This window comes from Streptomyces sp. BK79, assembly GCF_044142145.1.
Lineage (GTDB): Bacteria > Actinomycetota > Actinomycetes > Streptomycetales > Streptomycetaceae > Streptomyces.
The window spans coordinates 56,005-70,309 of the sequence record NZ_JBHVOC010000010.1 but is presented as its reverse complement, the minus strand read 5'-3'; the positions used below and the strand labels follow the sequence as shown (position 1 = coordinate 70,309).

The window sequence follows — 14,305 nt, the reverse complement described above, 5'->3', positions numbered from 1 at the left end:
GGGCCCGCAGGGCGCGGAGAGTCTCAGGAGTTGTACGTGCTCTGCGCCCGCTCCAGACCCTCGATCACCAGGGCCTCGACCGCGTCCGCCGCCCGGTCCACGAAGTAGTCCAGCTCCTTGCGCTCCGCCGACGAGAAATCCTTCAGCACGAAGTCCGCCACCGGCATCCGCCCCGGCGGCCGGCCGATCCCGAACCGCACCCGGTGGTAGTCCGCACCCAGCGACCTCGTGATCGACTTCAACCCGTTGTGCCCGTTGTCCCCGCCACCCAGCTTCAGCCGCAGGACCCCGTAGTCGATGTCCAGCTCGTCGTGCACCGCCACCACGTTGCCGACCGGCACCTTGTAGAAGTCCCGCAGCACCGTCACCGGCCCGCCCGACACGTTCATGTACGACATCGGCTTCGCCAGGATCACCCGCCGGCCGGCCGGCCCGGGCGGACCGACCCGCCCCTCCACCACCTGCGCCTGCGCCTTGCCGTGCCGCTTGAACCGCGCCCCGATCCGCTCCGCCAGCAGATCCACCACCATGAAACCGACGTTGTGCCGGTTCGCGGCGTACTCGGGGCCCGGATTACCCAGACCGGCCACCAGCCAGGGCGCACCCGCGTCCGTCGTCACGTCCATGTCTCCTCACACCACCCGGATCCGTCCACACATACGCGTCGGCCGCCGCCCCGCGCGGGAGCGGCGGCCGACCACACCGTAAGGGGAGGATCAGGCCTCGGCGGCCTCGTCGCCCTCGCCCTCACCCTCCGCCGCGGGCTCCTCGGCCTGCGCGGCCAGCACCTGGAGGACGACCGTGTCGCCATCGACGGCCAGCTTCGTGCCGGACGGGAGCGGGATGTCCTTCGCCAGGATGGAGGCACCGGCCTCCAGGCCCTCGACGGAGACGGTGACCGACTCGGGGATGTGCGTGGCCTCGGCCTCGACCGGCAGCGCGTTCAGCACGTGCTCCAGCAGGTTGCCGCCCGGCGCCAGCTCGCCCTCGGTCTGCACGAAGATCTCGACGCCGACCGTCTCGCCACGCTGCACCAGCTGCAGGTCGACGTGCTCCAGGAAGCCCTTGATCGGGTCACGCTGGACCGACTTCGGGATCGCCAGCTCGTTGGACTTGCCGTCGATGTCCAGCGCGATGAGCACGTTCGGCGTACGCAGCGCCAGCAGCAGCTCGTGGCCCGGCAGCGTCAGGTGGATCGGGTCGGAACCGTGGCCGTACAGCACACCGGGAACCTTGTTGTCACGACGGATACGACGGGCGGCACCCTTGCCGAACTCGCTGCGCGTCGCCGCGGCGATCTTCACCTCGGACATGATCACTCCTCGTAGAGGTAGAAACGGACGTGGTCACCCGGCCACGAACGGCCTGCTACGAAGAGCGCGTCGATAACGGACCGCCACACCCGCGAAACGGGTACGGCCTCCCTCGCCGAGCAACTTTCGCAGTCTACTCGGAGAGGGAGGCCGTACCCAAAACGATCAGGGGCCACGCCCTGCGGAACGGTTACCGCACGACGCTCACTGCTCGTCGAACAGGCTCGTCACCGAACCGTCCTCGAACACCTCACGCACCGCACGCGCGATCGTCGGCGCGATCGACAGCACCGTGATCTTGTCCAGCTCCAGCTCGTTCGGCGTCGGCAGCGTGTTCGTGAACACGAACTCGCTCACCTTCGAGTTCTTCAGCCGGTCCGCCGCCGGACCCGACAGCACCCCGTGCGTCGCCGTCACGATGACGTCCTCCGCACCGTGCGCGAACAGCGCGTCCGCCGCCGCGCAGATCGTGCCACCGGTGTCGATCATGTCGTCGACCAGCACACACACCCGGCCCTCGACCTCACCGACCACCTCGTGGACGGTCACCTGGTTCGCCACGTCCTTGTCGCGCCGCTTGTGCACGATCGCCAGCGGCGCACCCAGCCGGTCGCACCAACGGTCCGCCACCCGCACCCGGCCGGCGTCCGGCGACACCACCGTCAGCTTCGAACGGTCCACCTTCGCACCCACGTAGTCCGCCAGCAGCGGCAGCGCGAACAGGTGGTCCACCGGACCGTCGAAGAAGCCCTGGATCTGGTCCGTGTGCAGATCCACGGCCAAAATCCGGTCCGCACCCGCCGTCTTCATCAGGTCCGCGACCAGACGCGCCGAGATCGGTTCACGTCCACGGTGCTTCTTGTCCTGCCGCGCGTAACCGTAGAACGGCACGATGACGGTGATGGAGCGGGCCGACGCGCGCTTCAACGCGTCGATCATGATCAACTGCTCCATGACCCACTTGTTGATCGGGGCCGTGTGGCTCTGGATCAGGAAACAGTCCGCACCTCGCGCCGACTCCTGATACCGCACGTAGATCTCGCCGTTGGCGAAGTCGAAGGCCTTCGTCGGGACGACCCCGACACCCAGCTGCTGGGCGACCTCCTCGGCAAGCTCGGGGTGGGCGCGGCCGGAGAAGAACATCATCTTCTTCTCGCCGGTCGTCTTGATCCCGGTCACAGCACTTTCTCCTCAGAGGTTTCGCAGCTGAGCGACACGGCGCTCTCCCGACTGGCTGCGGGGGCGTCTCAGCTGGTGGGGTGCGGATGTGCACTTATCACGGTACGCCGTGTTCGACGCGCCGGTTTCCGGTCAGCCTTCGCCGCCGGCCTCCCGGGACACCGCCTCGGCCGCCTTCGCCGCCGCGCTCCCCGGACGCTTACGAGCCACCCAACCCTCGATATTCCGCTGCTGGCCACGGGCCACCGCCAGCGAACCGGCCGGCACATCCTTCGTGATCACCGAGCCGGCGGCGGTGTACGCGCCGTCCCCGACCGTGACAGGAGCCACAAACATGTTGTCCGAACCGGTCTTGCAGTGCGAACCCACGGTCGTGTGGTGCTTGCTCTCCCCGTCGTAGTTCACGAACACGCTCGCGGCACCGATGTTGGTGTACTCACCGATCGTCGCGTCACCCACGTAGGAGAGGTGCGGGACCTTCGTCCCCTCGCCGATCGAGGCGTTCTTCGTCTCGACGTACGTACCGATCTTCGACTTCAGACCCAGCCGGGTACCGGGACGCAGATACGCGTACGGACCCACGGTCGCCTCCGGACCGACCTCCGCACCCACGGACACGGTGTTGTCCACGCGCGCGCCCGCACCCACCCGCGTGTCGGTCAGGCGGGAGTTCGGCCCCACCTCCGAACCCTCGGCGAGGTGCGTGGCACCGTGCAGCTGCGTGCCCGGGTGGACGACGACGTCCTGCTCGAACGTCACGGTCACGTCGACCCACGTCGTCGCCGGGTCGACGACCGTGACGCCGCCCAGCATCGCCCGCGTCAGCAACCGGTCGTTGAGGATCCGGCGCGCCTCCGCGAGCTGCACCCGGTTGTTGATCCCCGCGATCTCCCGGTGGTCACCGGCCACGCAGGCGCCCACCCGGTGACCGGCCTCGCGCAGGATGCCCAGCACGTCCGTGAGGTACTCCTCACCCTGGCTGTTGTCCGTCCGCACCTTCCCCAGCGCGTCCGCGAGCAACTGCCCGTCGAACGCGAACACCCCGGAGTTGATCTCACGGATCGCCCGCTGCGAATCCGACGCGTCCTTGTGCTCCACGATCGCGGTCACGGCACCGGAGGCCCCGTCCCGCACGATCCGCCCGTACCCCGTCGCGTCCGGCACCTCGGCCGTCAGCACGGTCACGGCGTTGCCGTCGGTGGTGTGGGTGGCGGCGAGGGACCGAAGCGTCTCGCCGGTCAGCAACGGGGTGTCGCCGCAGACCACGACCACGGTCCCGTCCACGGCACCGCCCAGCGCCTCCAAACCCATCCGGACCGCGTGCCCGGTGCCGTTCTGCTGCTCCTGCACGGCGGTGCGGACGTCGGGGGCGACCTCGGCGAGGTGCGCGGTGACCTTCTCGCGGGCGTGCCCGACGACGGCGACCAGGTTCTCCGGGTCCAGCTCACCGGCGGCGGCGAGCACGTGCCCGACGAGGGAACGGCCGCACAGCTCGTGGAGGACCTTGGGTGTGGCCGACTTCATACGGGTGCCCTCACCCGCTGCGAGTACGACGACGGCTGCCGGGCGAATGGCGCTCACGGGATGCCCTTCGGCTTTGAGGGGGAGGGGGTGGACATCCGCAGGATACCGGGGTGGTTCGTGGGGGACATGAGTGCGGGCCCTGGCGGAGGTACCAGGGCCCGGAAGCGAAGCTCCCCCATCAGGATTTGAACCTGAACTTAAGGGACCAAAACCCTCAGTGCTGCCGGATTACACCATGGGGGATGGAACTCGACTGGAACGGACATACCGTCAGGCCGCCGAGTCGGCACCCAACACTATGCCGTACCAGGTGCCTTCCGTGCGACGGTACAACCCGCCGCCGGTCCGGCCCGTCCCCGGGGCCCCGCGGTGGGCGGTTCGCGGGGTCGAGGGATATCGCGTCGTATCGTTTGTCGAAAGTCACCGGAAATGGGGCGCCCGGCGCCCGTAGGCTGGAGGCATGACCACGACGGGGGAAGACCACGTACCGGCCCGGGGTGGGCCTTGGTGGTGGGACAGGCGGCGCGGTGCGGTGCTCGACGTGAGCCTCGCTGCCGTGTCCGCGTTGGAGTGCGCGGCGGAGGGGGTTCCGTTCGCGCGGGACGCCGGGATCCCGGTGGCGGCGGGGGTCGTCTTCGGGTTGCTGGCCGGTTCGGTGCTGGTGGTGCGCCGGCAGTGGCCGATCGCGGTGGTGCTGGTGGCGATCGCCATCACGCCGGCGCAGATGGGCATGCTGATGGGCATCGTCGGTCTGTACACGCTGGCGGCGTCGGAGCTGCCGCGGCGGATCATCGGCGCGCTGGCCGGGATGTCGCTGGTGGGGACGTTGATCGTGACGTTCGTGAAGCTGGGCCAGGACACCGGGCACAAGGAGTTGCAGCTCGGCGACTGGTTCCTGCCGTTCGCGTCGATCACGATGTCGCTGGGGGCCACCGCGCCGCCGTTGCTGCTGGGTCTGTACGTGGGGCAGCGGCGGCGGTTGATGGAGAGCCTGCGGGAGCGGGCGGACAGTCTGGAGCGGGAGCTTCAGCTGCTGGCCGAGCGCGCGGAGGAGCGTGCCCAGTGGGCGCGCAACGAGGAGCGGACGCGGATCGCGCGGGAGATGCACGACGTCGTCGCGCACCGGGTGAGTCTGATGGTGGTGCACGCGGCCGCGCTGCAGGCGGTGGCCCGGAAGGATCCCGAGAAGGCCGTGAGGAACGCCGCCCTGGTCGGGGACATGGGGCGGCAGGCGCTGACGGAGCTGCGGGAAATGCTCGGGGTGCTGCGCAGCGGCGCGGCCGGGGGGCGTGCCGAGCGGGCGTCGGTGCCGTTGGCGGCGGTCGGGGTGGCCGCGGCGGCGGCGGCCTCGCGGGCGGCGGGCGACGGCGAGGGGCCGGGGGAAGGGCCGTCGTTGTCCGAGTTGGACGAGTTGATCGGGCAGTCGGAGGCGGCCGGGATGGTCGTGGCTCTGTCGGTGGAGGGGCCGCGGCGTTCGTACGCGGCGCAGGTGGAGTCGACGGCGTTCCGGGTGGTGCAGGAGGCGCTGACGAACGTGCACAAGCACGCGGCCGGTGCGAAGACGTACGTGCGGCTGGCGCACCGGGTGTCGGAGATCGCGATGCAGGTGGAGAACGAGCCGCCGCCCCAGGTGTCGTCGGAGGAGTCGGGGGCGCGGTTGCCGTCGGGCGGCAACGGGCTGGTGGGGATGAAGGAGCGGGTGGCCGCTCTGGGGGGCGTGTTCGTGTCGGGGCCGACGGACGCGGGGGGTTTCCGGGTGTCGGCGGTGATTCCGGCGTCGTAGGCGATCGTCCTGTGGCGGTGGTGCGGTCAGCCCGTGGTGAGGCGGGTGGGCTGGGTGCCGGCGACGAGGGTGGCGAGGGCCTGGTCGATGTCGGGGCCGAGGTACCAGTCGCCGGTGTGGTCGAGGGCGTAGACGCGGCCTTCGGCGTCGATGGCGACGAGGGCCTGGCTGTCGGTCTCGGTGCCCAGGGGGCAGGTCCGGGTGTCGAGGGCGCGGCCGAGGTCGCCGAGGGTGCGGGCCATGTGGAGGCCGTGCAGCGGGTCGACGTGGAGGGTGGTGGGGGCGATCTGGCGGCCGGGGCCGGTGGGGGTGATGTGCAGGCCGCCGAACTCGGCCCACGCCTCGACGGCGGCGGGGAAGACGGTGTGGCGGTGTCCGGCGGGCGAGGTGTGCGCGCGCAGGGTGTCGGCCCAGATCTCGGCCTGCTTGATGTCCCAGCGTCCGGGCTGCCAGCCGGCGTCGCGCAGGGCGGCGTCGACGGGGACGGGGAAGCGGGTGGTGGAGGTGCGGTCGGCTTGCATCTGCCCTTGGTTCGGTTCGGTCCGGTTCGGTTCGGTGGCTGAGGCGTTCGGTTCGGTGGTTGCGGCTGCGGTTGCGGCTGCGGCTGTGGCTGCGGTGGCTCGGGGGTCAGCCGTCGTGGGTGGTGGGGTCGACGACGCGGACGCCGAAGTGGGCGCTCAGGGCGGCGCAGGCGCGGCAGGGCGGGGCGAAGCTGCCGTGCAGCGGATCGCCGTCCTCGCGGATGCGGCGGGTGGTGAGTTTGGCGTGCTTGAGCGCCTTGCGGGCTTCGCCGTTGGTCATGGGTCTGCGTGACGCGCGTTTGCTGCGGGCGGCGTCGGCGGTGGCGAGGTGGCGTGAGATGAGGATGGTCTCGGCGCAGCGCCCGGTGTAACGGTCGCGTTGACCGCTGGTGAGGGTGTCGAGGAAGTCCTGCACGAGGTGGTGCAGGGCGGGCGGTGTGTCGGCGCGGGTCGCGGTGCCGGTGAGGGTGGTGCCGCGTACGGAGAGGGCGGCGGCGACGGTGGGGAGGATGCCGTCGCGGCGGTGCCGGAGGGTGGGGGCGTGGTGGGCGTCGGCGCTGCTCCAGCCGATGCGCGGGTCGCCGCCGCGGGGGTCGTCGGACCTCCCGGTGTGGGGTCCCGTCTGTGTCGCACTCATGATCGTCTTCCCCTCCTGAGCATCCCCCCGAAGGTCACAGAGTGCCAAATCGCGTGGCTGCTGCGGAAGCTGGGGCGTGGCGACACGCCCGGGCATGGGCGTTGCGTCACGGGAGGGTGACGGCTGGTCACGGAAGCGGAGGGGTGGGTGTCGGGTGCGGCGTCCGGCGCCGGTGACCGGTCTCGTCGTACCGCATAGGCTGTCGGCACCGCGATCGCGCGCGGTGAAACGGACAGCGCCACACATCAGACAGACGCAGATCAGACAGACGCCGCAGGGGGCAACCGCCATGACGACAGGTCGGCTCGGGCTGGGGGCACCTCCCGGCCGCCAGGCCCAGGGACACGCCGCGCCGCCGAACGCGGCCTATGCCGGGCAGGTCGTGCATTTTCCGGATCCGGTGCGGGCGGCCCGTCACCCGAGAGGGGTACGGGTGGACGAGGGTGGTTACCCCGTCTTCTCGCCGTACGCCCGTGCGGTGGCGGAGATCGCGGATCCGCCGGAGGGCTTCGGTGTCGACGAGCTGCGGCTGACGGACTACGTGTCGGCGAACGCGGCGCTGTCGGCGTCGGGGCACGAGCTGTGGGACACGGTGCCGGCGGTGGCGACGCCGCACGGCTGGACGTGGCACCACGTGGCCGGTTCGCGGCGGATGGAGCTGGTGCCGGTCGAGGTGAAGGCGCTGCTGCGCCACCACGGCGGGATCGCGACGGCGGCGGTGGACCAGGGCAAGCGCGGGACGCGGCCGTTGCAGGAGACGCGTCCGGCGCACTTCGGTCTGCCGAAGTCGGGTGTGGCCGTGTCGGAGCAGCAGGTGCAGGGGGTCGAGGAGGATCTCGGGTACCGGCTGCCGGGTGCGTACCGGTCGTTCCTGAAGGCGGCGGGCGGTTGCGCGCCGGTCGGTACGGCGCTGGACGCGGAGCTGGGGCTGCTGGTCGACCAGCCGTTCTTCACGGTGCGTGAGGAGGCGGCGGTCAACGACCTCGTCTATGTCAACAAGTGTCTGCGGGACCACCTGACCAAGGACTACCTGGGCGTCGCGTTCGTCCAGGGCGGTCTGCTCGCGGTGAAGGTGAAGGGTGAGCGGATCGGTTCGGTGTGGTTCTGCGCGTACGACGACGTACGGGACGCGGATCCGTCGGTGCCGCCCGCCGAGCGGGTGGAGCGGCTGCTGCTGCCGTGCGGTGAGGACTTCGACGTGTTCCTGTCGCGGCTGGCGGGGTCTCCGCCGGAGCTGGAGACCGTGGCGAACCTGATGGTGGACGGCGGGTTCGCGCGTGCGGTGCCCGTGGCGTCGGCGTCGGTAGGGGAGTGAGCTGGCGATGGTGACGTTCGCGCAGGCGCAGGAGCGCGCGGAGGAGTGGGTCAACGGCGAGCTGCCGGCGTACCAGCACCGTGAGGTGCGGGTGCGGGAGTTCGACCTCGGGTTCGTGGTGTGGGCCGAGGACCGTGCGGACGGGCCGCGTTCGGGCGGGGGCGCGCAGCGGCTGGTGATCGCGCGGGACAGCGGTGAGGCCACGCTGTGGCCCGCGCTGCCGGTGGGCGAGGTGATCCGCCGGTACGAGGAGGAGTACGGCCGTCCCGGTGAGGCCGAGGAGCCGGCGCCGGCGCCCGCGGCGCGGGTGGACTTGAACCAGACGTCGTTCCTGCTGACGCCGCCGGAGTGGTTGCAGGAGGCGGCGGACAAGCTGGGGATCCCGGACCGGCGTCGTGGGGATCACGACGATGGTGGGGACACTGCTGGTGCTGGTGCTGGTGCTGGTGCCGGTTCCGGTGCTGGTGGGTTGCCCGAGACGCAGGCCGGGGTGCCGTCGGCTCCCGCCGCTTCGGCGAACGCGCCGGGCAGCGGCGCGGCGTGGCCGGCCGCCGGGTCGGGCGACACCGGGGGCGTCGAGGGTGCCGGGGGTGCCGGTGGTGCCGGTGGTGCTTCCGGGACCGGCGTGGGTGGGTCCGGTGCGCCGGGTGCGCCTGCCGGGGCGACCCCCTGGGCGGGGACGGACACCAACGCGGACGCCGGTGAGGACCGTTCCGTACCGCTGCCCGAGACCGTGTTCGCGCCGCCGCTGAGTGGTACGGGTGACGACGACACGCCGCCGCCCACGGTGACGCCGGACGCCAAGACGGCGCTGATGTCGGGCGGCAGCGGGCTTCCGCCGACGGCACTCGCGCCGGCGATCGACGATCCGGGCGCGGCGGCTCCGTCCGCGGGGCCGGGCACGCCGCCGCCCGCCGGGCCGGGGGCGTCGGCCACGCCGGCCCGGCCGCTCCCGCCGAACGCCGGGGACATCGCCGACGCCGCGACCAGCAAGGCGACGCCTCCGCCGCGTCGAAGCCCCGGCGCGCCGACGCCTCCGCCGCCGGGTGCTCCGGGTGTGCCGGGCGGGCGGCCGGGAAGCACGCCTCCACCGTCGGCGCCGGGTGGGCCGGCGGGGGGTTACGTGCCGACGCAGTTGGTGTCGTCGCTGGGTCCCGAGGGTCCGGGTGCGCCGGGCGGTTCGGGTGGTCCCGGTGGTCCGGGTGGTTCGGGTGGTCCCGGCGGCCCGGGTGGTCCGGGTACGCCGCCTCCGCCCGCCTCCGCCCCGGGGACGCCGCCGCCCCCGCCGAGCGCTCCCGGTGGGACGCCTCCCGGTGGAACGCCTCCCGGCGGGATGCATCACGCGGCCACGATGCTGGCCGACCCGGGCCGTACGGGTGGCGGAGCCCCTCAGCCGCCGGGTCCGCCGGGTCCGCCCACGCCTCCCGGCACTCCGGGCTTCCCGGGTGCGCAGGGTGGTCCGGGCGGTCCGGGTACGCCGCCGCCCCCTCCTGTTCCGGGTGCGCCCGGTACGCCGCCGCCCCCCTCCGCGCCCGGGGTGCCGGGTGCGCCCGGTCCGCAGGGTTCGTCCGGGGGCGCGGGCGGTGCCGTGCACCACGCGCAGACCGTGCTGGCCGCGCCTCCGGTGAGTGGCCCGGGCGCGCCTCCGCCGCCGCCGGGAGCGCCGGGTGTGCCCGGTTTCCCCGGTGCCCCGGGTGTCCCCGGCGCCGCGCAGCCCATGCCGCCCGGCGCCATGCCGCCGCCCGGTGCGGTGCCGCCTGGCGCGATGCCGCCCGGTGCCATGCCGCCGCCCGGCGGCCCCGTGCCGCCCGGCGCGCCGTCGGCGTACGGCTATCCGCAGCAGCCGCCCGCCGGTCTGCCGACCGTCGGCCCGGGTTACCAGGCCGTGCTGCGCTACCGCGCCCACGACGGTTCCGAGCAGCAGCTGATCCGGCGTTCGGCGCCGGGTACGCCGCACCCGGAGTGGCAGATCTTCCACGAGCTGCGCTCCATGAACGTGCCGCCGGACCAGGTCCTGGAGCTGCACACGGAGCTGGAGTCCTGCGAGCTGCCGGGCGCGTACTGCGCGCGGATGATCCGGGAGCAGTGGCCGCAGGCGCGGATCACCTCCATCGCGCCGTACGGCACGGACCACGCGAGCCGGCAGCAGGGCATGCAGCAGTTGCTGGAGCACCAGGGCGAGCTGCACCAGGTGGCCGACGGGCCGGCCCGTCCGGCGCCGGTGCGTGCTCCGCTGCCGCAGGTGCAGCCGGCGCCGCCGGTTCCGCCGGAGGTGATCGGGCAGGAGCTGGGCGGTGCGTTCGGGCCGGGTGTCTTCCGGTTCGAGCAGGCCGCGGTGTCCCGGCAGGGAGTGCCGCCGGTGGTGGCGCACACGCTGGTGGCGGCGGGGCTGCCGATGGACATGGGCCCGTTCTTCTGGGCGCAGGCCCAGCCGGGCCGTCCGGTGCCGACGCTGGCGGAGCTGGCGGCCGAGCGGGGCGTGCAGCCGGCCCCGGACGCGGGCTCGTACCTCGTCGTGGGCAGTGACTTCGGCCGGGCGATCTGCGTGCAGTACGGCACGGCGGCGATCGTGGCGGTGCCGGTGGAGGCGGGGCCGGGCGGTGCGCCGGTGCCGCCGCAGTTCGTGAACACGGGGCTGCCCGAGTTCGCGCGCTGCCTGGCGCTGCTGGGCCGGATGTGGCGGCTCAGGTTCGGTCTGAACCAGGAGCAGGCGGGGCGCTGGACGGTGGACTTCCAGGCGCAGCTGGCCGCGTTGGACCCGGCGGCGCTGGGGTCGCCGGAGAGCTGGTGGTCGGTGCTGCTGGAGCAGATGTGGGACGGGCTGCTGTGAGGCGTCCGCGCCGCTGACGTAACCCGGCGGGCGGGGCCCGGTCGATCCGAGAGGCGACCGGGCCCCGCCCGTTTGTGTGCGGTGTGTCGGATTATGCGGCTTTACGTCTGATCCATAAAGTCGGGTAAGTCCATGTGATGCGGCAGTTCCCCACAGGGGTGATGAGCATGAGCAGCGCACCGGCGTCTCCTCACGGCTTCGTGACCGTACGCGGACGCGAGCGCGGATACCGTCCGGAACAGGTGGAGGCGTGCGTAGCGGCCCTGTTCGAGGAGCGGGACGGCGCCTGGGAGCGGGCCGCCCGGCTCACCGTGCTCGCCCGGGAGATGGACGAGGACCTGGCGGAGCTGCGGGAGAGGGTGGCGCGGCTGGCCGCCCAGGACTACGAGGCGCTGGGGGAGCGCGCGCGGCGCCTCTTCCAGCTCGGCCAGGAGGAGGCGGCGGCCGTACGGGAGCGGGCGCGCGATGTGGCCCAGGCGCTGCTGGAGGACGCGCGGGCGCACGCGGCCGGGGTGCGTGAGGCGGCGCGGGCGCACGCCGACGCCGTACGCGCCGAGGCGGACGAACGGGCCCGCCAGCGGCTGCTCGCCGCGCGCGCGGAGGCCGACGAGGCGCGGATCGGGGCGCGGCGCGCGGTGCGGGCCGGGCGCGGCGAGGCACTCTCCGCGCTGCGTGAGATGCGGAAGCGGACCGCCGGGATGCTCGCCGAGCAGCGCGCGGAGCACGCCGAACGGTGGGCCGCGCAGGAGCGGGCCGAGGACGAGCGGGCGCGGGCCCTGGACGCGCACCACGCGGAGCTGACGGCGCGCGCCGAGCGGGAGCTGGAGCAGGCGAGGCGGGACCTGGCCGATGCCGAGGAGGCGGCCGGCCGGCGGCAGGAGGAGGCCCGGGCCCGGGCGGCCGAGGTGGTCGCCGAGGCCCGGGCGCGCCAGGAGCGCATCGCCCGTGAGACGGAGCGGGTGCTGTACGAGCACGGGGAGCGGTGGGACGAACTCCAGGCACAGATGGCCTCCGTGCGCAGCAACATCAGCTCGCTCACGGGCCGGGCGGTGGAGTGAGGCGGTGGACCTGCCGTCCCGCGCCCGTCACTCGCCCCGCCGGCGGACCGCCCCCGCCAGGATCCAGCCCTCCACCGCCTCGTACTGGCGGCGTTGCTCCTGGGCCTGGCGCCGGCCGGAGAGCATGGTGCCCAGCCAGCCGAAGGCGAAGCCCAGGGGGATGGTGACCAGGCCCGTCGTGGTGAACGGGAACCAGTTGAAGTCGGCGTCGGGGAAGGCGGAGACGGGCGAGCCGGAGACCAGGTTGGTGCCCGGCATCAGCAGCAGCACGGCCAGCGAGCCGCCGATGAGGGTGCTGAGCAGTCCGGCGCGGGTGTAGCGGCGCCAGAAGAGGCCGTAGACCAGGGCGGGGGCGATGGCCGAGGCGCCCAGGCAGAAGGACAGCGTCACCAGGGGCTGGAGGCTGCGGTGCTGGACGAGGGTGGCGAGGACGATCGCGGGGATGCCCACGGCCAGGGCCGAGACGCGGGCGAGGGTCATCTCGCGGCGTGGTGACAGTTCCCGCACGCGGGTGGCGAACACGTCGTGGGCGAGGGAGTTGGCGCAGGCGAGGATCATCCCGCCGACGGAGGCCAGCAGGGTGAGGAAGACGGCCGTGGTGACCGTCGTGAACAGGAACGTCTCCGCCGTGGACACCTGTGCGCCGAACGCCGCCTGGGAGCCCAGCAGATAGGCCGTGTTGCCCTGCGGGTCGATCGCGGCGATGGCCTCCCGCCCCACCAGGGCCGTCGCGCCGACGCCGACGACCGTGATGACCAGCACGAACAGTGCCACGGCGGACACCGCCCAGGACATGGAGCGGCGGACCTGGCGTGCGGAGGACGCGGTGTACATGCGCATGGTGACGTGCGGGAGGCAGGCGCCGCCGAGGACGACGGTGAGCTGCGAGGTGATCATGTCCACCTCGGAGTGGGGTCCGCCCGCGAACTGCAGGCCCGAGTTCAGGAACGCCGGTCCCACGCCGCTGCGGTCGGCGGCCGTGTCGAACAGCGCGCCCGGGTCCCAGTCGAAGCGGTGCAGGATCAGTACGGCGACCACGGCGCCCGACCCGAGCAGCATCACGATCTTGAGGATCTGGATGAGGGCGGTGCCCTTCATCCCGCCGATCGCGGCGTAGCCGATCATCAGCACGCCCAGGCCGATGATGCAGCCGGTCTCCAGCGACTCGCCGGAGAAGCCGAGGACGAACGCGAGCAGCTGGCCGGTGCCCGCGAGCTGCACCAGCATCAGCGGCAGCAGCGCCGCGATGGTCACCGCGCAGGCGACGACGCGCACGCTCCGTCCGGGCATCCGGCGGGCGAGCGCGTCGCCCATGGTGAACCGGCCCGCGTTGCGCAGGGGTTCGGCCAGCAGGAACATCAGCAGCATCAGCGACAGGGCGGTGCTGAGGGCCAGCACGACGCCGTCGTGGCCGAAGAGGGCGATGACTCCGCCGGTGCCGAGCACGGTCGCCGCCGAGATGTAGTCGCCGGCGATCGCGAGGCCGTTGCGCATCGGGGACAGGGAGCCGTAGCCGGTGTAGAACTCGTCGAGGTCGTCCCGGTCGGGGCCGGTCATCACGCACAGCAGCAGCGTGACGGTGGCGACGGTGGTGAAGCCGACCAGGGCCATGGTCTGGGCGTTGCCGCTGAACTCCGTCACCGGCGTGCCTCCCGCCGGGCGTCCAGTGCGGCCTCCTCGCGGATGCGGTCCGCGAGCGGGTCGACGTGGCGGCGGGCGGTGTGCTCGTACAGGGCGATCGCCAGCCAGGTGACGGGGAGTTGCAGCAGGGCGAGCAGCAGCCCGGTGGGCAGGCCGCCGGTGGCGGTGCCGGTCATGAAGCCGGGTGCGTACGCGGACAGGATCAGGAACAGGGTGAAGTAGCCGAGCGCGGTGAGGGTGGCGGTGCGGCGCTGCCAGCGGTAGGCGCTGCGCAGGACCCGCAGGTCGCTGTGGTGCCCGAGCGGGTCCCGGCGCGGTGCCCGGCGGGGGGTGGGGGTGGGGGTGGGGTCGTAGGGGGCGTACGGGGCGGACGCGTTGCGGGGTTCGGGCTGGTACGGCGGGGTTCCGTACGTCGATGGCTGGTACTGCGGGGTTCCGTACGTCGGTGGCCGGTACGGCGGGGACGGGTCGTGGGACATCCCGGGGCTCCTTGCGCGGCTCGGG

At 72.8% G+C, this 14,305-nt stretch carries 12 protein-coding genes; 4 read left to right on the top strand and 8 right to left on the bottom strand.

What is annotated here, in order from left to right:
• Positions 1-23 precede the first annotated feature (23 nt).
• The 4 genes from pth to glmU form a co-directional block, all read right to left on the bottom strand.
• Positions 24-626, bottom strand: a complete 603-nt coding sequence (pth, locus tag ACFIF2_RS14470) for an aminoacyl-tRNA hydrolase (RefSeq protein ID WP_395573025.1) — start codon at positions 624-626, stop codon at positions 24-26.
• A 90-nt stretch (positions 627-716) separates the two neighbouring features.
• On the bottom strand, positions 717-1,313 hold the full coding sequence (locus ACFIF2_RS14465; protein WP_395573024.1) for a 50S ribosomal protein L25/general stress protein Ctc: 597 nt from the start codon (positions 1,311-1,313) through the stop codon (positions 717-719).
• Between the two features lie 204 nt (positions 1,314-1,517).
• Complete coding sequence (locus ACFIF2_RS14460) at positions 1,518-2,492, bottom strand: ribose-phosphate diphosphokinase (protein ID WP_395573023.1); 975 nt, start codon at positions 2,490-2,492, stop codon at positions 1,518-1,520.
• Positions 2,493-2,624: 132 nt separating this feature from the next.
• The gene (gene glmU, locus ACFIF2_RS14455) at positions 2,625-4,073 is read right to left on the bottom strand and encodes a bifunctional UDP-N-acetylglucosamine diphosphorylase/glucosamine-1-phosphate N-acetyltransferase GlmU (RefSeq protein WP_395573022.1); all 1,449 of its coding nucleotides are present in this window, start codon (positions 4,071-4,073) and stop codon (positions 2,625-2,627) included.
• Between the two features lie 403 nt (positions 4,074-4,476).
• Between glmU and ACFIF2_RS14450 the strand changes: the two genes are divergently transcribed.
• Positions 4,477-5,799 (top strand): sensor histidine kinase, encoded by a 1,323-nt coding sequence (locus ACFIF2_RS14450; protein ID WP_395573021.1) that lies wholly within the window; start codon positions 4,477-4,479, stop codon positions 5,797-5,799.
• A 26-nt stretch (positions 5,800-5,825) separates the two neighbouring features.
• Here the strand turns inward: ACFIF2_RS14450 and ACFIF2_RS14445 are convergent, their stop codons facing one another.
• A complete protein-coding gene (locus tag ACFIF2_RS14445) occupies positions 5,826-6,320 on the bottom strand; it encodes an SUKH-3 domain-containing protein (protein ID WP_395573020.1) in 495 nt (164 codons plus the stop codon).
• 106 nt (positions 6,321-6,426) lie between these two features.
• Positions 6,427-6,957 carry a YwqJ-related putative deaminase gene (locus tag ACFIF2_RS14440; protein ID WP_395573019.1) on the bottom strand — a complete coding sequence of 177 codons (531 nt, stop codon included), beginning with the start codon at positions 6,955-6,957 and terminating at the stop codon, positions 6,427-6,429.
• Between the two features lie 289 nt (positions 6,958-7,246).
• Between ACFIF2_RS14440 and ACFIF2_RS14435 the strand changes: the two genes are divergently transcribed.
• The 3 genes from ACFIF2_RS14435 to ACFIF2_RS14425 all read left to right on the top strand — a co-directional run bounded on the left by ACFIF2_RS14435 (position 7,247) and on the right by ACFIF2_RS14425 (position 12,160).
• Positions 7,247-8,272 carry an SMI1/KNR4 family protein gene (locus ACFIF2_RS14435; protein WP_395573018.1) on the top strand — a complete coding sequence of 342 codons (1,026 nt, stop codon included), beginning with the start codon at positions 7,247-7,249 and terminating at the stop codon, positions 8,270-8,272.
• A 7-nt stretch (positions 8,273-8,279) separates the two neighbouring features.
• Positions 8,280-11,102 (top strand): SUKH-4 family immunity protein, encoded by a 2,823-nt coding sequence (locus ACFIF2_RS14430; RefSeq protein WP_395573017.1) that lies wholly within the window; start codon positions 8,280-8,282, stop codon positions 11,100-11,102.
• Between the two features lie 167 nt (positions 11,103-11,269).
• Positions 11,270-12,160, top strand: coding sequence for a cellulose-binding protein (locus ACFIF2_RS14425; RefSeq protein WP_395573016.1), 891 nt, complete (start codon positions 11,270-11,272; stop codon positions 12,158-12,160).
• A gap of 27 nt (positions 12,161-12,187) precedes the next feature.
• Here ACFIF2_RS14425 and ACFIF2_RS14420 read toward each other — a convergent pair whose 3' ends face one another.
• Both ACFIF2_RS14420 and ACFIF2_RS14415 read right to left on the bottom strand, forming a co-directional pair.
• Complete coding sequence (locus tag ACFIF2_RS14420; RefSeq protein ID WP_395573177.1) at positions 12,188-13,771, bottom strand: cation acetate symporter; 1,584 nt, start codon at positions 13,769-13,771, stop codon at positions 12,188-12,190.
• A 26-nt stretch (positions 13,772-13,797) separates the two neighbouring features.
• Complete coding sequence (locus tag ACFIF2_RS14415; RefSeq protein WP_395573015.1) at positions 13,798-14,280, bottom strand: DUF485 domain-containing protein; 483 nt, start codon at positions 14,278-14,280, stop codon at positions 13,798-13,800.
• Positions 14,281-14,305: the final 25 nt, after the last annotated feature.